General features: G+C 51.8%; 14 protein-coding genes and 1 tRNA gene. 9 read left to right on the top strand and 6 right to left on the bottom strand.

What is annotated here, in order from left to right; genetic code table 11:
- Positions 1-43: 43 nt before the first annotated feature.
- On the top strand, positions 44-1,372 hold the full coding sequence (locus AC5JLP_RS19965; RefSeq protein ID WP_496069696.1) for an ATP-binding protein: 1,329 nt from the start codon (positions 44-46) through the stop codon (positions 1,370-1,372).
- 121 nt (positions 1,373-1,493) lie between these two features.
- On the opposite strand, the gene AC5JLP_RS19960 is transcribed toward AC5JLP_RS19965, so the two are convergent.
- Positions 1,494-1,763 carry a GlsB/YeaQ/YmgE family stress response membrane protein gene (locus AC5JLP_RS19960; RefSeq protein WP_496069695.1) on the bottom strand — a complete coding sequence of 90 codons (270 nt, stop codon included), beginning with the start codon at positions 1,761-1,763 and terminating at the stop codon, positions 1,494-1,496.
- Between the two features lie 594 nt (positions 1,764-2,357).
- Here AC5JLP_RS19960 and AC5JLP_RS19955 point away from each other — a divergent pair.
- Positions 2,358-4,547, top strand: coding sequence for a DEAD/DEAH box helicase (locus tag AC5JLP_RS19955; RefSeq protein WP_496069694.1), 2,190 nt, complete (start codon positions 2,358-2,360; stop codon positions 4,545-4,547).
- A 40-nt stretch (positions 4,548-4,587) separates the two neighbouring features.
- The gene (locus AC5JLP_RS19950) at positions 4,588-4,974 is read left to right on the top strand and encodes a hypothetical protein (RefSeq protein ID WP_496069693.1); all 387 of its coding nucleotides are present in this window, start codon (positions 4,588-4,590) and stop codon (positions 4,972-4,974) included.
- Between the two features lie 112 nt (positions 4,975-5,086).
- On the opposite strand, the gene AC5JLP_RS19945 is transcribed toward AC5JLP_RS19950, so the two are convergent.
- The 3 genes from AC5JLP_RS19945 to AC5JLP_RS19935 form a co-directional block, all read right to left on the bottom strand.
- Complete coding sequence (locus tag AC5JLP_RS19945; protein ID WP_496069692.1) at positions 5,087-5,344, bottom strand: type II toxin-antitoxin system RelE/ParE family toxin; 258 nt, start codon at positions 5,342-5,344, stop codon at positions 5,087-5,089.
- A 4-nt stretch (positions 5,345-5,348) separates the two neighbouring features.
- Complete coding sequence (locus tag AC5JLP_RS19940; RefSeq protein ID WP_496069691.1) at positions 5,349-5,600, bottom strand: type II toxin-antitoxin system Phd/YefM family antitoxin; 252 nt, start codon at positions 5,598-5,600, stop codon at positions 5,349-5,351.
- 69 nt (positions 5,601-5,669) lie between these two features.
- Entirely contained in the window at positions 5,670-6,362 is a 693-nt protein-coding gene (locus AC5JLP_RS19935) for a response regulator (protein WP_496069690.1), read from the bottom strand.
- Positions 6,363-6,682: 320 nt separating this feature from the next.
- Between AC5JLP_RS19935 and AC5JLP_RS19930 the strand changes: the two genes are divergently transcribed.
- The 3 genes from AC5JLP_RS19930 (at position 6,683) to bchB (ending at position 8,977) form a co-directional block, all read left to right on the top strand.
- Positions 6,683-6,874, top strand: a complete 192-nt coding sequence (locus tag AC5JLP_RS19930; RefSeq protein WP_496069689.1) for a hypothetical protein — start codon at positions 6,683-6,685, stop codon at positions 6,872-6,874.
- Positions 6,867-7,139: a type II toxin-antitoxin system RelE family toxin gene (locus AC5JLP_RS19925; protein ID WP_496069688.1), complete on the top strand. Its 273-nt coding sequence runs from the start codon at positions 6,867-6,869 to the stop codon at positions 7,137-7,139. Before AC5JLP_RS19930 ends, AC5JLP_RS19925 begins: the two co-directional genes overlap by 8 nt.
- A gap of 311 nt (positions 7,140-7,450) precedes the next feature.
- The gene (bchB, locus tag AC5JLP_RS19920) at positions 7,451-8,977 is read left to right on the top strand and encodes a ferredoxin:protochlorophyllide reductase (ATP-dependent) subunit B (RefSeq protein WP_496069687.1); all 1,527 of its coding nucleotides are present in this window, start codon (positions 7,451-7,453) and stop codon (positions 8,975-8,977) included.
- Positions 8,978-9,066: 89 nt separating this feature from the next.
- On the opposite strand, the gene AC5JLP_RS19915 is transcribed toward bchB, so the two are convergent.
- Positions 9,067-9,138: transfer RNA gene (locus AC5JLP_RS19915), tRNA-Gly, on the bottom strand.
- Positions 9,139-9,334: 196 nt separating this feature from the next.
- Here AC5JLP_RS19915 and folB point away from each other — a divergent pair.
- Positions 9,335-9,736, top strand: a complete 402-nt coding sequence (gene folB / locus AC5JLP_RS19910; protein ID WP_496069686.1) for a dihydroneopterin aldolase — start codon at positions 9,335-9,337, stop codon at positions 9,734-9,736.
- Positions 9,737-10,074: 338 nt separating this feature from the next.
- A complete protein-coding gene (locus tag AC5JLP_RS19905) occupies positions 10,075-10,809 on the top strand; it encodes a DUF4079 domain-containing protein (protein ID WP_496069685.1) in 735 nt (244 codons plus the stop codon).
- Between the two features lie 102 nt (positions 10,810-10,911).
- Here the strand turns inward: AC5JLP_RS19905 and AC5JLP_RS19900 are convergent, their stop codons facing one another.
- The gene (locus AC5JLP_RS19900; protein ID WP_496069684.1) at positions 10,912-11,256 is read right to left on the bottom strand and encodes a hypothetical protein; all 345 of its coding nucleotides are present in this window, start codon (positions 11,254-11,256) and stop codon (positions 10,912-10,914) included.
- 372 nt (positions 11,257-11,628) lie between these two features.
- Between AC5JLP_RS19900 and AC5JLP_RS19895 the strand changes: the two genes are divergently transcribed.
- Complete coding sequence (locus AC5JLP_RS19895; protein WP_496069683.1) at positions 11,629-17,499, top strand: alpha-2-macroglobulin family protein; 5,871 nt, start codon at positions 11,629-11,631, stop codon at positions 17,497-17,499.
- Positions 17,500-17,507 lie beyond the last annotated feature (8 nt).

Here is a 17,507-nt window from a genome sequence, read left to right as displayed (position 1 = left end):
CCTGGTACAGATGCACCGGGTACAAATGAACCCTTTAACGCCTATGTCCCCGCCCAAACTGTCCAAACGAATCTCGACTGCGCTGATTAATGCCCTCAGTGCGGGTGTGGTACCGCGCGTGGGGCTAGAGCACATCGCCGTGGGGCGTGAACGGGAAGTGCTTGCCCTTCTGCAAGATCTGGATAACGTTGCAGCGGGTGGAGCCGCCTTTCGGTTTGTGGTAGGGCGCTATGGAGCAGGCAAAAGCTTCACCTTGCAATTGCTGCGCAACTACGCGATGGAACAGGGCTTTGTTGTGGCCGATGCCGATCTCACACCAGAGCGACGGTTGGCTGGTGCCAATGGGGCAGGCGTTGCCACCTACCGCGAACTGATGCATAATTTGGCAACCAAGAGCCGTCCCGATGGGGGTGCACTCACGATCATCCTGGAGCGCTGGATTGCAGGCATTCAAACGCAGGTTGCTCAGGAAACAGGTAAAAAACCGAATGATGACGGCTTTGATGGTTACGTAGAAGCTAAAATCCGCGAAGTGGTGAGCGATGTCGCCGATCTGGTGAACGGGTTTGAGTTTGCAAATGTCATCATTGCTTACTGGTCGGGCTATCGCACCGATGACGACAGCAAGAAAACAGCCGCACTGCGCTGGCTGCGTGGCGAATTTCCTACCAAAACGGAGGCACGGGCCGCACTAGGGGTACGCGTCATCATTGACGATGAAACCTGGTATGACTACATCAAACTTTTTGCCCGGTTTGTGGCCGATATTGGCTATAAGGGCTTGCTTATCGTTTTGGATGAGGCCATTCATCTGTACAAAATCAACACCGCGATCGCCCGCCAAAACAACTACGATAAGCTGCTGGCGATGTTCAACGATGCCATGCAGGGCAGAGTCGGCTTCTTGGGCACGGTGATCGGAGGCACCCCACAACTACTGGAAGATCCGCGCCGAGGGCTATACAGTGACCCAGCGTGGCAGCGTCGTACCGCTAAAAGTCGTTTTGTTACGGTGGGTACTGAAGATGTGTCTGGCCCTGCTCTTTGGCTAGAGCCACTTGGAAAGGACGATATCTTGGGGTTATTGCAACGCCTGTCAGACATTCACGCGGCGCATCACGATAGCACATCGCGACTGACGCAACGAGAGCTACAGGACTTCTTAGGCGCTGTGACCAGTCGAGTCGGTGCAGACACATTACTCACGCCGGGTGAAGTGGTGCGCGATTTTATGGGTCTCCTCAACGTCTTGCAGCAGCATCCTAAAATGACGCTTAATCAGTTGATGCAAAGCCACACATTTCCTCAATCGAAGATGCAAAGCAATGCTTCGATCGAAGAAACAAATGAGTTTGCTGAATTTACTGTCTAGAGGAACGGCAACAGGAGTCATAGAGATAATTGCTGCAGGGACAAAGCACACTTAGGAAGCCTTTGGCATTGCAACTAAATGGCGATCGCTGAATGCTTTACCCCTACAAGCGCGTTACATTCTAAGCCGCACGACGGGTAATTAAGCCCCACAGGAAGATCGCAACGATTGCGCCAATAATTGCAACAACGATGCCACCAATGCTAAAGCCTGGAGCCGCTAAAGCAAGCGTTCCTGTTGTTAATAACGTGAACAATGTGCCACCAATAAAAGCACCAACCACGCCCAACGCAAGCGTAGCCAGAATACCACCACCCTGAGTACCAGGATAAATCGCCTTTGCGATCGCGCCCGCAATCAATCCTAAAACAATCCATGCAATCAAATTCATATCTCGACTCTCCTAAAAACCGAAAAACAGATGCTTAGCAAGTAACGATTAAGGCTTACTAAACTCACACTGGTATAAAGTATACTGCTCACCCCACAAAAAACTTATGGCTACCAAAAAATTTAATTATCTTATGGCATCTTATCGATCTGTTTTGGCTCCGCTGCCACAATCCCCTCCATTGAAAGATCGTTTAGGCATGTGCATCAGGACAACAACGCACTGGTTACAGGGCCACTAAAGCCCTACTACAGCGGCCCTCTTTGCTTTATGAAAAGGCTCCTGGCTTAGTCTTTAGCCATTAGCTATCAGCTATCAGCTATCAGCTTTAAACTCCAAGCTGACGGCTGACAGCTGACGGCTGACTAAATCAAACACAGCCTGCTTTTTACGCATGATTCAAGGCTACTATACGACAGAATACTAAGTTTAGTTAAACGCAGCTTCATAACCGACATAAAGGCTAGAAGCTGCACGTCAATGCTTGCAAAGATACAGCACTTACCCATGCCTTGACATGTCACGATCATCACCAAAGCCATGTGTTTCACATAACAGACCGAGCGATTTCAAAGGTAGTTCTTAACACTTGATATGACCTCTCCTTATCATGATCTTGCACCGTTTATTCAGGAGTATATCTACAGTGAGGGGTGGACTGATCTACGTCCAGTACAGGTAGAAGCCTGTCGCGTGCTGTTTAAAGCCGACGCGCACTTGCTCATTGCAGCAGGCACCGCATCGGGTAAAACAGAAGCCGCCTTTCTACCCGTGCTGACGCTGCTGCATAACGAGCCGCCAACAACCATTGGTGCCATGTACATTGGACCAATCAAGGCGTTGATTAATGATCAGTTCGATCGCCTCACCGACCTTTTGAAACAAGCCGATATCCCGGTTTGGGCGTGGCACGGCGATGTGAAGCAAAGCCGCAAAACGAATTTACTGAAGCAGCCCCAAGGCATTCTGCAAATTACGCCCGAATCGCTAGAAAGTCTCCTGATTAATAAGCATACGGAATTGCATCGTCTCTTTGGAGCGTTGCGCTTTGTCATCATTGATGAAATTCATGCTTTTATCGGTTCCGATCGCGGGGCACAGATCCTATGTCAGCTCTCCCGGCTTGCTCAGATCACCCAAAACCAACCGCGCCGCATTGGGCTATCGGCAACGCTTGGCGACTATGCAATGGCGGAGGACTGGCTGCGATCGGGTACCGATCGTCCCGTCATCACCCCGCATTTACCTGCTGCACCCCGCACCATTCAACTCGCGCTTGAACACTTCTACACCTCCAGCCTCACCGTGCGAGCAAGAGGCGATACGCGAGATGCCGCCTTCAGCCCCTATCAGCATCACTTATTCGAGCAAAGTCATTCCCGTAAATGCCTGATTTTTGCCAACGGACGCTCTGAAACCGAAAACGTCATCGCGTCTCTGCGGCAGATCGCTCAGGCAAAAGGCTTTCCTGATGTGTATCATGTCCACCACGGCAGCATTGCAGCATCCCTGCGAGAAGCCGCTGAAAACGCCATGCGTGACCCATCGAGTCCCACCGTTACCGCTGCTACGGTGACGTTTGAGATGGGTATTGATTTGGGACAGCTCGATCGCGTGATTCAGCTTGAAGCACCACCATCCGTTGCTAGCTTTTTGCAGCGTCTGGGGCGATCAGGCAGGCGAGGCAGTCCGGCTGACATGCGCTTTGTGTGCGCTGAAGACAACCCCACAGGCGGCGAATCGTTACCTGAACGCATTCCTTGGCAGTTGCTTCAGTGCATTGCTGTCATTCAGCTTTATTTAGAAGAAAAGTGGATTGAGCCGATTGCCCCTCTGCGTTACCCTCTCAGCCTGCTGTATCAGCAAACCATGAGTACGCTCGTCGCACTGGGTGAACTCTCCCCCGCAGCTCTGGCACAGCGCATTCTCACCCTGCCGCCCTTTCGATCGCTCTCACAGGATGATTTCCGTCAGGTACTGCGTCATTGGATTGAGCTAGACCACATTCAGCGCACCCCAGAAAACGGCCTGATTGTTGGGTTAGCCGCAGAACGTCTGGTGAAAAACTTTAAGTTCTACGCGATTTTTCCCGATAGTGAAGAATATGCGGTTTGGAGCGATGGCATCGAACTGGGTACCGTCGTTGTGCCGCCCGGTGTGGGCGATCGCCTCTCCTTGGCAGGACGCATCTGGGAAGTCACGGAAGTTAACAGCCGTCGCAAAGTGCTTCAAGTGAAACCCGCGATCGGCACCTCTAGCGTTTCCTGGCGGGGTAGCAGCGGCAATATCCATACCCGCGTACTGCAACGCATGCGACAGGCATTGCTAGAAGACATCGAGTATCCTTATTTGCAATCTGGGGCCAGGGCGCGCTTAGCAGAGGCACGCAAACTCGCCAAGAAAGAAGGGCTAGAGAGTAGCTACCTCTTTCCGCTCGAAGGGAACGCCTGTTGCATTCTGCCTTGGGCAGGGACGATCGCCGTTCGCACTCTGGAACGCTTCTTGCGCCTGCACTGCCGAGACACGCTGAAAATTAAAGGCGTGATGGGACGATCGCCCTACTTTCTGGTGGTCAATATGGGTAAATGCAGCACGGTGAGCTTGTATCACGAAATCAAGTCCCTGAGCGATCGCCGGATGAGCGCAGACGAGTTACTGACTGAAGAGGAAGCGCCCAAACTCCAAAAATACGACGAATTTATTCCTTCACCATTGCTGCGTCGAGCCTTTGCTGCCGATTATCTCGACCTTGAAGCGCTGGGTTGCGTCGTGAGCCATTGGTAGTAAAGGCACCAGATTTTCGTGTAATTCTATCTTTAGATAGATGAAACCTTCGTACGATCGCAGCCCGTTTCAAGGGCTTCGCGACGTTCAAGGGCACTCTAGTTTGAATGCACGTCTGACTCAAAGGGTGATATGCGATCGTGCCATTACTACCAATACTGTTATGTCAACTCATCAGCCTCTTGTCGTCGATCTCGGTATGTCTGACACTGACTATTTGGAACAGCTAGCTCAAGGACATGACCCGGTGAAAGCGTACCGCAACCAGTCTTACCAAACAGTTTTGCTTAGCTACGGCATCCCGCTTGCAACGGCTGCCCAAATTACACCCCTAATCGACAAACTCGACTGTTCGATCGAAGAAAAAATGCTCGTTAACCAAACCCTCAAGCACATCTGGCATCAACTGATTGGTCAAACTGCCTGACCTAAACTATTTCCCTTTCCGTTAACCAGCACCACATCAAGGCATTCACTGGAAAAATGGCTCTTGATCAAAGTTATTTTGAGCGCGATCGCGAGTGACTGATTCCTTTCGCTTAATCGCCGTAGTGGGTTCTTGCTCCAATAACGAAAACTACTTTATCCGCTTCTAGAATTTCGTAAACAATACGATCAGTTAGATTGAGCCTATAGAAATATAGTCCTTTTAGTTCTCCTTTCAGAGCTTTTCCAGCATAAGGATTCACAGCCAGAATTTGCTGCGCCACTTGCTGAAACTTCTCTTTTTGCTTCGGTATTCGTAAAGCAATATCCTTCTGAACTTGCTTCGAGAAGAGAACCTGAAACGATTCCATGCCTTCAACCGAATACCTGATCGGCTGTTAGAATCTCACCCCGACTGTGTTCTTGGCGTGCTCGTTGAATATCCTCCAGCAAGGTTGGATCTTTAAGCAATTCAACCGTTTCAATTAAGGCTTCAAGCTCTTCTTGACTAATTAGCACAAAGCTTTTGTTCGCCTGTACGATCGCCACTCCTTCAGGATCTTGACTGGCGCGATCGAGAATCTCATCAAAATTATTTTGAGCGTAATCACTCGTGATTTGATACATAAATGCTTCCAAACGTTTTTAATATCCTGTCGGAGATAACCTTTTAGAAGTTGATGTGCATTTAGGGTTTTATACAGCGCGGCCTAACGCAGACAACACCATCTCAAACAGCTCGTTTGCATTGTTAGTACATCCAATAGCACCATGACGGCGTGACTCCGCAATATGCTCCGGATTCCTTGAACTAGCGTAAATAATAAATGGAGTTTGATCCCCAATAGAGCGTAGCTTATCGAGGAGCGTATAACCTGCGCGAGAATCAGGCGGTCGCCCCATGTCAGAAATAATTGCATCGAACCGTTGGCGAGAAATTTTCTTTAGCGCCTCGTCTGTCGATATTGCTAATACAAAACTAACGCCTAGCGCTTCGAGTGCTTGACGCTCGTAGCTATTGTTATTGGGGTTATCGTCCACCCAAAGGACTGTTGATCTACTCGCACGTCTTATGGTGCGAGGCGTAACAACCTCAGCGACAACATCTGCGGCAATCATCGCCTCTTTCGCAACGCTTTCACGAGTCTTATCTCCATCAGGGTTTGACGCAGCAGCAGCAGACAACGCAGCAACCACTTCAGCTTGTTTCTTCTTTAAAGAAGCTTCAAATCCAGCCCCTTTAAGCGATAGCTCTCCTAAGCTGGAGAAAAACTCACGCAAATCTCGACCAAACCGGATCAGGATGAACAAAAGTACTCCCGGCCAGATAAGGACGTTGAGCAATTTTGTGATTGCATCGAATAGCTTAACAATATCGTCAACACTCACGGTTCACCTAACCAAAACATAAGAAGTAGCAAGCATCAACAGCTAATTTCGCAATACGCCCTCACCAAAGACTGAGCAGCATGATCACTAACTAAGGGAGTTTCAAGCATTCTAGTGCTTGATCCAACTATTAACAGATAACAGGTATAAATAGACCATTGAATCGACTCAGCTTAGTAGATCTTGCGGAACGTCATGAGGGATAAAGATCGTTGCAGGGTTGGTGGAATTCTATTGCTCAAGAAGCGACTCTATGCTAACAGAGGCAGTGGTTTGGGCGATCGCCTATACTTTAAGCACCTAACTCGATGCAGTAAGCCATGCAAGGGATTCAATTTTTGGTTGATCGCCAGGGTCGCAAAACGGCTGTAGTCATTGACTTAGAGGAGCATAGTGAGCTTTGGGAAGACATTTATGATGCGTGGTTGGCGCGATCGCGTGAGGATGAACCGCGAGAACTGCTGGAAGATGTAAAACAGCGTCTACTGGAACAGGGAAAGCTGAGTGACTAGCGGTGAAAACGCTTACCAGATTAAATTTTCTCGATCTGCTCGAAAGGAATTAGAGGCATTAGATGCCGCATTGGTGAATCGCATCTTTCCGAGAATCGAAGCTTTGAGAAACGAGCCACGTCCTTCTGGTTGCCGCAAATTAGTGGGTAGTGAAAACACATGGCGCATCAGAGTGGGAGATTACCGAGTGCTTTATAGCCTTGATGACAAATCCAACACAATTGACATCATTGCAGTACGCCATCGCAGCAAAGCGTATGAATAGCGATTGCAAGAAGATCCCGTGTTACAAGGTTTTACAGCACCGCGTCAGCATTAAGAATGATGACAAGCCAAGATGTGAGTTAGTTGCTCAACCAGCGCTGAAACGTAACTACAGCAGAGCGTTCAAGTGATTTGCAGTGCTGACAAAACCTCAAGCTACTGAATAGGCCGCTTATCAGAACGCGAGATGTCTGAGAAAATCGATAAGCGATTACGGCTCCGCGATCGTGCTGCGGCACTAAAGCAGGACTAAGGGTTGAGGCACACTCCACACCCTATACCCCACACCCCACACCCCAACCGAGGTACTCTATGAAATTGGCTTACTGGATGTATGCAGGTCCCGCCCACATTGGCACACTCCGCGTCGCCAGTTCCTTCAAGAACGTCCACGCCATCATGCACGCGCCGATCGGCGATGACTACTTCAACGTCATGCGCTCCATGCTGTCACGGGAACGCAACTTTACCCCGGTTACGACCAGTGTGGTCGATCGCAACGTGCTGGCGCGAGGTTCTCAAGAGAAGGTGGTAGACAACATCACGCGCAAAGATGCCGAAGAGCATCCCGACCTGATTGTGCTGACACCCACCTGCACCTCCAGCATTCTGCAAGAAGACCTGCAAAACTTCGTTGAACGCGCTCAGATCGAGTCCAAAGGCGATGTCATGCTGGCGGATGTCAACCACTACCGCGTGAATGAACTGCAAGCGGCCGATCGTACCCTTCAGCAGATCGTGCAGTTCTACATCGAGAAAGCACGTCGCAAAGGCGATCTGCCTACAGACAAAACCGAGAAACCCAGCGTCAACATTTTCGGCATCTCCACCCTTGGTTTTCACAACAACCACGACTGCACCGAGTTAAAGCGCCTGATGGCAGACCTGGGCATTGAAGTCAACGAAGTCATTCCCGAAGGTGCTTCGGTTCACAATATTAAAAATCTGTCCCGCACCTGGTTCAACCTGGTGCCTTACCGCGAACTGGGTCCCCTATCCGCCGCGTATCTGGAGCAAGAATTTGGCACTCCCTTTGTAGACATTACACCGATGGGTGTGGTGGAAACGGCACGCTGCATCCGCCAGATTCAGGCGATTCTGAACGCGCAAGGTGCCAACGTGGACTACGAAGACTACATCAATGAGCAAACTCTGCACGTCTCGCAAGCCGCCTGGTTTTCAAGGTCGATCGACTGCCAGAACCTGACCGACAAAAAAGCGGTCGTCTATGGCGATAGCACCCATGCAGCAGCCATTACCAAAGTGCTATCCCGCGAAATGGGCATTCATGTCGTTTGGGCAGGCACCTTTTGCAAGTATGACGAAGCCTGGTTCCGCGAACAGGTCAGCGAGTACTGCGACGAAGTGCTGATTACCGATGATCATGGTGCAGTAGGAGACGCGATCGCCCGTGTGGAACCGTCTGCCATCTTTGGTACCCAGATGGAACGCCACGTCGGCAAGCGATTGGATATTCCCTGTGGCGTGATTTCTGCCCCCATTCACGTCCAAAACTTCCCGATCGGCTATAAGCCCTTCCTCGGTTACGAAGGCACCAATCAACTCGTAGATCTGATCTACAACTCTTTCACGCTGGGTATGGAAGATCATCTGCTCGAAATCTTTGGCGGTCACGATACCAAAGAAAGCATCACCAAAGGCATCTCTGCCGATTCTGACCTGGCTTGGAGTAAGGATGGGCAGGCAGAACTCAACAAAATCCCTGGGTTTGTACGCGGTAAGGTGAAGCGGAATACCGAGAAATTTGCGCGCGATCGCAATATCGAAATCATCACCGCTGAAGTACTCTACGCCGCGAAAGAGGCGGTTGGCGCATAGGCTTATGATTCGATAGCGCAGGTTTAGCTGCTTAATGAAAGAACTCCCACTGGAAACTAGCGGGAGTTCTTTCTGACTTTTCTGAGGGAAGCGGGTGACGCGATTCGAACGCGCGACATTCACCTTGGCAAGGTGACGCTCTACCACTGAGCTACACCCGCGAAATTCAGACGATCTTTAGCTTCTCAAACTAGAGTCAATCTGTCAACCTTTTTTGATCAAGAGATCTCAAACCGTAAGACCGTAGACTGGGTAAGGACTGAGCTGCGATCGCGCTGATACCGTCAAGCACGGCAGTGATTTGCTAACCCTCCAGCCATTCACTCAATGTCTTTTGCTTCCTCCAGAACTCAACTGATGGATCGGATTCAACTCAGCGGCATTCGCTGCTATGGCTATACAGGTGCTCTACCAGAGGAGCAAGTCTTAGGGCAGTGGTTTGAAGTGGAACTAATACTGTGGCTGGACTTGACGCTGCCCGGACAGAGCGATCGTCTAAGCGATACGCTCGATTACCGCACCGTGATTGCGACCGTGCAGGTGCTGGTTAGAACTTCAAAATTCACCTTGCTAGAGCGTCTCGCAACCGCGATCGCTGACGCCGTGCTGTATCCCACCTCACCGTCAGAGTCCGCTTCCGTACAGCAAGTTCAAGTACGGTTGTCTAAGCCTGCTGCACCCATTCCAGATTTCGGCGGCGCGATCATCATTGACATCACGCGATCGCGGGCAACACTAAATAAAAGCCCTACGGAGTGACGCAGCGGTGTCATCCACAGGGCTAGAGACGCAGTTAGGAGGTATCTTGTTTCTCACGTTAACTAGAGAAATTCAGTTGTCGTCATCTTTTAACAAGTTCTTAAACTTTTAAGCAGTGCTGAACGTTGGGCATGTGAGAGGGCAGAAGGGGAAGGGCGTTGGTGACAAGTTAAGGGATTGAGCTGAGAATCAAGCCATTTGCATGAACTTAGTATGCCGCACTCATCGAGTATCCAGGAATGCCTTCTGCCTTTTGCCTTCTACCCTTCCACACTCAGCCGTCTCTCAGATTTGGCTGATACTCTGCTAACATCCTTGAGTGTTCTAGGTGATGCTGTATGGATCTGAATCCCGACGATATTGTCCTATTGCTACATCCAGCGATCGCCGTGACGATCGTGTTTCCGCTTATTGGCATGGTGCTTAGGATGGCGTGGCAGACCCGTCAGCGTCGTCTGGAAGTAAAAGCACAAAACAAAAGTAAAATTCCCCCTGGAGTGGGGCAAGAACATGTACAACTGGGCCGCTGGTTGACTGGTGCGGTCGTAGGCGTTTACTTTCTCGGCATCACTCATCCGATTTTTGCTAACATTCAGGAGAAAGATCTGCTGAGTAAAGAGCCATTCAAAGTCACGTTTATTGTGCTCCTTTACGTGGCGACGATCGCGTCACTAGTCTTTTTGTATCGAGCACAAGATAAGGTTTGGCGAGGCGTCTTCGCAACCCTAACCGGGATTGGTGTTGTGGTGCTTGGCTTCCAGGATGGGGTTTACCGTTTGGATAATGCCTGGTTTGCGTCTCACTTTTACTACGGCTTGGTCGCGGCGCTGCTGATGGTGTTTTCGCTGGCGATCGTGCGCGACATCTATCAGGATCGGGCAAATCGTTGGCGGACGACCCACGTCGTGCTTAACTGTTTCGCCCTTCTGCTCTTTCTTGGGCAGGGAATCACAGGCACACGGGATCTCTTAGAAATTCCGCCGAGCTGGCAGAAAAGCACTATCTACCAGTGCAATTTTGATAAAACGTCGCCTAGTTACAAAACCTGTCCCCCGCTAGCACCACCTAAGTAAAGTTCAGGTCGTCTGCTTCAGGCGTGCCGATGTTGTCGCCTGTTGGTAGATGCCGCCTGTTGCTAACCGCGATGCAGCCTGAACTCACAGCAGGCGCTCATTCTAGAACGAGATACGCGGAAAGATAATGACGCTGGGTCGATTGTAACGATCGCGATCGTAGTCTCGGCGATAACGGTCATCGCGGCGATCGCGCCAGTAGCGCGATCGTTCGGCTTCACGCCGTTCCCAATCGCGCCGATCGCGCCGATCAAAGTCCCGATTCCGGTAAAAGTCGATCGTCCGTATGCGCTCTACATCGCGACGATTGTCGTAAGACCGACCGTAAGACTTGCGTTCATAGTTACTACGATCGTAAGCTCCACGATTGTGTCGATCGCCGGCAAATGCCGCTGTCGGTGCAAGAACGGCGATCGCACAGAGGACAGATACAGCAGTACGAAACATCTTGCGAACCTCCTAATCACAGGTTAGAACTTGCCACTAGTTTCAAGTTAGTAGAATGCTGCTTTAAGTAAGCAACCCGCAATCACTACTCGCTTCTCTTGCTACCACGAGTGAGCCAGGTGAATTGCGTTCGGCTACTTACCCGTATTTTAACTGAACTGACGTGCTGCAACCCTATGCCTTAAGCCTTAACCCTGGCTTCCGTGATCGATCGCGCAACTAAGCTCCTGCTTCTTTGCTAGGACGAGTCTTTTCTATTTCACCAGGAACCGGAGTGATAGTGGCATTACTACGGTTCCTCGCCAGCCCTGATAGTAAAGATTTATAGCCAATACGGGGAATTGCCCCATCCTTGCGGGTAGGAATGATGTGGTGGCAGGCGATGTGCCGACCGCGATCGGAGACACAGTGGGGAAAGTGGTGATGAGAAGTCGCAATGGCATCAAGCCGTGGTTTGTTGTGCTAGCATTATGCGTTGCTCTTGCCATCAAAGGCTGTAGCGTTGCGAACATTACCCCGATCGCAAACCCCCAGCCCTCTGTTGCTGCTCTAGCCGCCCCTAAGCTACCCGACTGGATTGAGCAGATTAGCCCTACGGGCGAGGCCGCTACTACCGCTCAAATTCGCGTTCGCTTTAAGGAACCGCTGCTTCCCGTTGAAAGCCTGGAGAGTAAAGAACCACAAGATTTGCTGAAGAAGTTTGAGCTGGTGCCCCCGCTGCCTGGTCAGTGGCGCTTTTTGACACCGCGTATGGTCGGGTTTCAGGGTGATCAAGCCATTCCCAAAGCCACCCGCGTGCAGGTGACGCTCAAAGCAGGTTTGGCAGACCTCAAGCAGCATCGCCTGGGTCAAGATATTGCCTGGACGTTCAATACCGAACCGCTTAAGCTTACCAACTTGCCTGGTACACCCGTTGCAGGCGCACCGCAAGGCGAAGCGGTAGAGCCACTCGATCTCAAGCCCGTTCTCAAATTTACATCCAATACAGAACTCGATTTAACCTCGCTCAAAGACCATGTAAAGCTGACACCAGGTAACGACCAGAACGGGGTTGGACTCCATGTGGCGCTGGAGAAGAGTGAAGAGAAAGTCAGAGAAGAATACCCTGAAACAAAATCACCCACCGAACAGTTTGATCCATCTGCGCGTGACTGGATCTACACGATCGAACCCCAACAGTCTCTCGCAAAAGCCACTCGCTATCGCTTGCAAATCACGTCAGGATTGATGTCTGCCAAAGGTAATGTGGCGAGTGAGAGTGTGTTTGCGAGTCAGGTTGAAACCTATTCACCGCTAGCATTTCAGAAAATTAGCTATTACGGACAACCCGATGCTGGCGGCACTCCGGGACGCTTTGTGAATGGCAGCGGGCAGTTAGAGTTCAACAACGAGGTGGATGCAGAAGCTGCGATCGCCCAGATTACCGTCGAGCCTGCCCCTAAAAAAGATGTTCCCTTAGTGCGCGTCTACGAGGGCGATCGCATTGTTGCCCTTAACCCCTGGGCACTCGACCCTGCGACAAAGTACACCGTGAAGTTGGGTGCTGACCTTAAAGATAAGTATGGGCAAACACTCGGCAAGCCAATGACGATCGACTACGCCACGGGCGATGTCGCGGCTGACCTGTGGGCACCCTCTGGGCTGAATATCTTTCCAACGGGCAAAAACCTTCAACTCAATCTTTCGACGGTCAACCTGTCTAGCTACAAAACGGCCTTTACCGTTGTGCAGCCCACGGATCTGGTCTATGCCGATTCTGCCTTTCCCAGCGACAACGGCAAGGGGTTATTGCCCAGTTCCTCAGCCTGGAAGAGTACGTCTATGAAGGGGCAAAAGAACCAGGCGATCGACCTCCCCGTACCGCTGCAAAAACAGTTAGGTGGCCCAACCGGAATGCTGGCCTACGGTGTACAGGCGCGTACCAATCAATACCAGGATGGCAATCAGCAGAAATGGCGCGAACCGACTACATATGGTTTGGTGCAACTGACTAACCTGGGTGTCTTTGCCCAATGGTTCCCCGAAGCTGGCATGGTACGCGTGAGCCATCTATCGGATGGTGCAGCGGTTGCCAATGCGACGGTGCAAATCTACCAATCGAAGCTAGACGCAAAAGATCAGCCTGAACCTAGTGCCTGTGCTACAGGTAAAACCGATAAGACCGGGACTCTGTTACTCGACAGTAAAGCCTTGCAGACCTGCATGGGCGGAGCAGGGCGCTTTACCGATGCACCGAAGCTGCTGGTTGTGGCGCAAGAAGGCAAGGACTGGGCGTTTACACGCACTCTGGAGTACAGCGGTGCTTATGAGTACGGCGTGGATGCCGGGTGGCAGAGCAGTAAGCCAGATTCACGAGGCATTATCTTTTCCGATCGCCAGCTCTACCAACCGGGCGAAACGGCCTGGTTCACGGGCGCGGCTTACTATTTGCAAAACGGCGCATTGAAACAAGACAAAAACGCCCGTTACACCCTCACCCTGCGCGACTCCAACGGTCAGGAAACTAGTCTGGGGACCGAAACTACCAACGAATTTGGCACGTTTTCTAAAGAATGGGCGATCGGCAAAAATCAACCCCTCGGCTATTACGCCATTCTCGCCAAGAACGCGAACGAGGTTGAAATTGCAGGTGAATTTCGCCTTGCCGAATTCAAACCCCCGAACTTTAAAGTCGCGTTGACTTTAGAAGGCGGCAAAGCCGCTGAACCCAGTGCTTCAACTCAAAACTCAACACTTGAAACTCAAAACTTTTCCTCGATCGCCTCTGTCGGTCAGATCATTACCGCCAAGACCCAGAGCAATTACCTCTTTGGCTCCCCTGTAGAAGGTGGCAAAGTCGAATACTACGTCACGCGCAAGCAAGCAGAATTTGCACCCAAAGGCTGGGATGGCTTTGCGTTTGGGCAACAGTGGTTCTGGCCCGAAGAAGCGCCTACGGTGACGACGGACGTGCTGCAAACTAATCAGGTGTTGAGCAAAACCGGGGATAGTAGTCAAACCGTGGCGATCGACAAAGATCTGCCTTATCCCATGACCTATCGCGTCGATGCTCAGGTCTCAGATGTGTCGAATCTTTCGGTTGCCGACTCCAAAACCTTTTTGGCGCTGCCAACCGACAAGCTGATTGGGCTACAAAGCGATTTTGTGGCAACGGCAGGGCAGGATTTTCCGGTCAAGGTCATTGTCACTGACCCCGCTGGCACCCCAATCTTGAATCAAAAAGTGCATCTGGAGCTCCAGCAGATGACCTACAGCCGCGTGTCGAAGCTGGTGGAAGGCAGCCGCACCCAGCAAGATCAGGTGGAACACAAAACCGTTGCTACGGCTGATGTCCAGTCAGATGCCAGTCCACAAAGCGCTAATTTGAAACCGACGACTTCCGGGTCATACCGCGTGCGTGCGACGTTTGGAGACAACAACCCAGTCAGCGCGACGGATGTGCAGCTTTGGGCAACAGGGGATACCGCCGCCAGTTGGGGCAGTCGCTACCGCAATAATCGTCTGGAAATCAAGCTCGACAAGAAGCACTATCAAGTGGGCGAAACGGCAACTGCGCTGATTCAATCACCCTATCCCGACGGTGAACTGTACTTTGCGATCGTGCGCCATGATACCCTCTACAAAACCCTGACTAAAGTGCAGGGCAGTGCGCCCAGTGTCCAGTTCCAGGTGACACCTGAGATGCTACCCAATGCGGCGGTCGAAGCCGTGCTGGTGCGCCAGGGCAAACCGCTGGAGCAGGTAGAACCCGGCAGTTTAGATAAACTCGTCCGCATTGGCTTTGCGCCGTTTGAAACTGACTTGGGTTCTCAATATCTCAACGTTGAAACGACTGTTACTCCCAGCCTTCAACCAGATGACGAACAAACCATTCAACTTCGAGTCACGAACCAGGGACAGGCTACCAAAGGACAGGTGACGCTCATGGTGGTGAATGAAGCGGTGCTGCAACTCAGCGGCTACCGTCCGCCTGACCTGGTGAAGACGGTCTATGCCGAACAGCCTGTTTCCATTCGTTTGAGCGACAACCGACCCGATGTCGTCCTGCAACCGCAGGCATCTCCTCTCGAAAAAGGGTGGGGCTATGGGGGAGGTGCTTCTAATGGCGCAGGCGGCACTCGCATTCGCACCGACTTTAAAGCTCTGGCATATTACAACGGCTCAGTGAAAACAGACGCGATCGGCAACGCGACGGTCAAATTTAAGCTGCCAGATGACCTCACAACCTGGCGCGTCATGGCAGTTGCCACCGATGAGAACTTGCATTTCGGCGGGAATAGTGACACCACCTTTGTCACGACGAAACCGCTGATTGCGAACCCCCTGTTACCGCAGTTTGTGCGTCCGGGCGATCGCTTCCAGGCAGGCGTTTCGGTTACAAATACGGCTGGACAAACGGGCAATCTGGCGGTTAACGGCTCCGTCACCGATCCGCTGAAGCTGGACAACTCCTCTGGTCAGCAGCAGGCGCAGGCAGCAACGGGCACCAGTGCCTATCGCTTCCCAGTGGTCGTGCAGTCTACAGGCGACGCAAAAGTGAAATTTACCACCCAGCTTGGGAATGCCACCGATGCCTTTGAAGTGCCGCTCGACATCAAACCGCTCGACGTGACGGAACAGGTGGTAGAAGCGGGAACGACCACCGATCAAGCCACCATTCCATTGAATGTGGATAAAAACGTGGCACCCGATGCCGGAGGACTGGATCTTTCCCTTGCCAGCAGCCTGATGCCGACGCTATCTGCTCCCGCTAAACAGGTGTTAGACGAAAACGATCTCCCCTTCCTGGAACCTACCGCCAGCCAACTGACGATCGCCGCTAACCTGCAAACCCTCGCCCAAACCTACGGTCAAGCGTTTGCTGACTTTGATTCAAAACAACAGGCAACCCAAGCACTCGATCGCCTGCAAGCCCTTCAAAAGCCCGATGGTGGTTTCGCCTCCTATCCCAGTCAGGAGACATCCGACCCCTTCGTCACCCCCTACGCCGCCCAGGCGATCGCCCTCACCGATCGCGCCTTCCCCAACTCAGAACTCAAAACTCAAAACTCAAAACTCAAAACTCCCCTAACCCCCTACCTCAAAAAACTCCTTGCCGACCCTGGACAGTACGACTACTGCAAAGAAGCCCTCTGCAAAAATCAGGTACGGCTGGAAACGTTGATAGCTTTGGCAGCGCTGGGCGATCGACGCAATGACTTCCTCTCCGACCTTTACAGCCAGCGCAACCAGCTTGATCCGGTTAGCCAGATCAAACTCGCGCGGTACCTGGCCCAATTCCCAGAGTGGCAGCAAGAAGCCAAAGGGATGGTGAGCCAGCTTCAGGAAACCATTTACCAGACGGGACGCAACGCCACTATCAATCTGCCTCCTAACTGGCGGTGGCTGAATTCGCCAACGACTGCTCAGGCTCAGTCGTTACGGCTCTTCATTGCTCAAAATGCCAAGTCTGAAGACCTCGATCGCTTACTCAAAGGTCTTCTTTCGCAGCGACGTAACGGTACCTGGCAGGGCACTCACGACAACGCGGAAGCACTGACGGCTTTAGTTGAATACAGCAAGCTTCAGCCCACGCCACCCAGCTTTGAGGCAACGGCAACCTTGGCAGGCAAAACGCTCAGTACCGCTAAGTTTGAAGGCTACCGTACCCCTGGTGCAGATGTATCGGTGAAGATGGCAGATCTTCCGCGCGATCGCAACGACCTGACCCTCAAAAAGACAGGTCAGGGCATCTTGCACTATCTGGTGGCCTACCGCTACCGGCTTCAGGGCAACCAACCCGGTAGATTGAATGGCTTGCGCGTCACCCGCACCATTCGTCCCGCCAACGAAGACAAGGTGCTGTACAAAACAGGGCTATACGCACCCGATCCGCTCACCGTCTCCGTCGGGCAGGTCTACGATATTGGGCTGGAAATCATTACCGATCATCCCGTCGATCATGTGGTGGTGACTGATCCACTACCCGCAGGGTTTGAAGCCGTCGATAACAGCTTCCAGACGACCACGCCCTACTTTCAAGCGCAGGGCGATAGCTGGCAGTTAGGCTACCAAACCATCTACCACGATCGCGTCGTTGCCTTCGGTGATAAACTCGACCCCGGCGTGTACACCCTGCACTACCTCGTCCGCTCAGTCACTCCAGGCACATTCCTCTACCCCGGTGCCGAAGCTCATCTGGAATATGCCCCAGAGGAATTTGGGCGATCGGCCTCCTCAAGCCTGGTGGTGTCAGAGAAGTAGAGACGGCA

This window comes from Stenomitos rutilans, assembly GCF_059505485.1.
This window is presented reverse-complemented; position numbering and strand designations above follow the sequence as displayed.

Bases quoted from the DNA above. Each gene is read 5' to 3' on its own strand.
- AC5JLP_RS19965 (WP_496069696.1), top strand. From the start codon at position 44: ATGTCCCCGCCCAAACTGTCCAAACGAATCTCGACTGCGCTGATTAAT.
- AC5JLP_RS19955 (WP_496069694.1), top strand. From the start codon at position 2,358: ATGACCTCTCCTTATCATGATCTTGCACCGTTTATTCAGGAGTATATC.
- AC5JLP_RS19930 (WP_496069689.1), top strand. From the start codon at position 6,683: ATGCAAGGGATTCAATTTTTGGTTGATCGCCAGGGTCGCAAAACGGCT.
- AC5JLP_RS19945 (WP_496069692.1), bottom strand. From the start codon at position 5,344: ATGGAATCGTTTCAGGTTCTCTTCTCGAAGCAAGTTCAGAAGGATATT.
- AC5JLP_RS19960 (WP_496069695.1), bottom strand. From the start codon at position 1,763: ATGAATTTGATTGCATGGATTGTTTTAGGATTGATTGCGGGCGCGATC.
- AC5JLP_RS19905 (WP_496069685.1), top strand. From the start codon at position 10,075: ATGGATCTGAATCCCGACGATATTGTCCTATTGCTACATCCAGCGATC.
- AC5JLP_RS19940 (WP_496069691.1), bottom strand. From the start codon at position 5,600: ATGTATCAAATCACGAGTGATTACGCTCAAAATAATTTTGATGAGATT.
- AC5JLP_RS19900 (WP_496069684.1), bottom strand. From the start codon at position 11,256: ATGTTTCGTACTGCTGTATCTGTCCTCTGTGCGATCGCCGTTCTTGCA.
- folB (WP_496069686.1), top strand. From the start codon at position 9,335: ATGGATCGGATTCAACTCAGCGGCATTCGCTGCTATGGCTATACAGGT.
- AC5JLP_RS19950 (WP_496069693.1), top strand. From the start codon at position 4,588: ATGAAACCTTCGTACGATCGCAGCCCGTTTCAAGGGCTTCGCGACGTT.
- bchB (WP_496069687.1), top strand. From the start codon at position 7,451: ATGAAATTGGCTTACTGGATGTATGCAGGTCCCGCCCACATTGGCACA.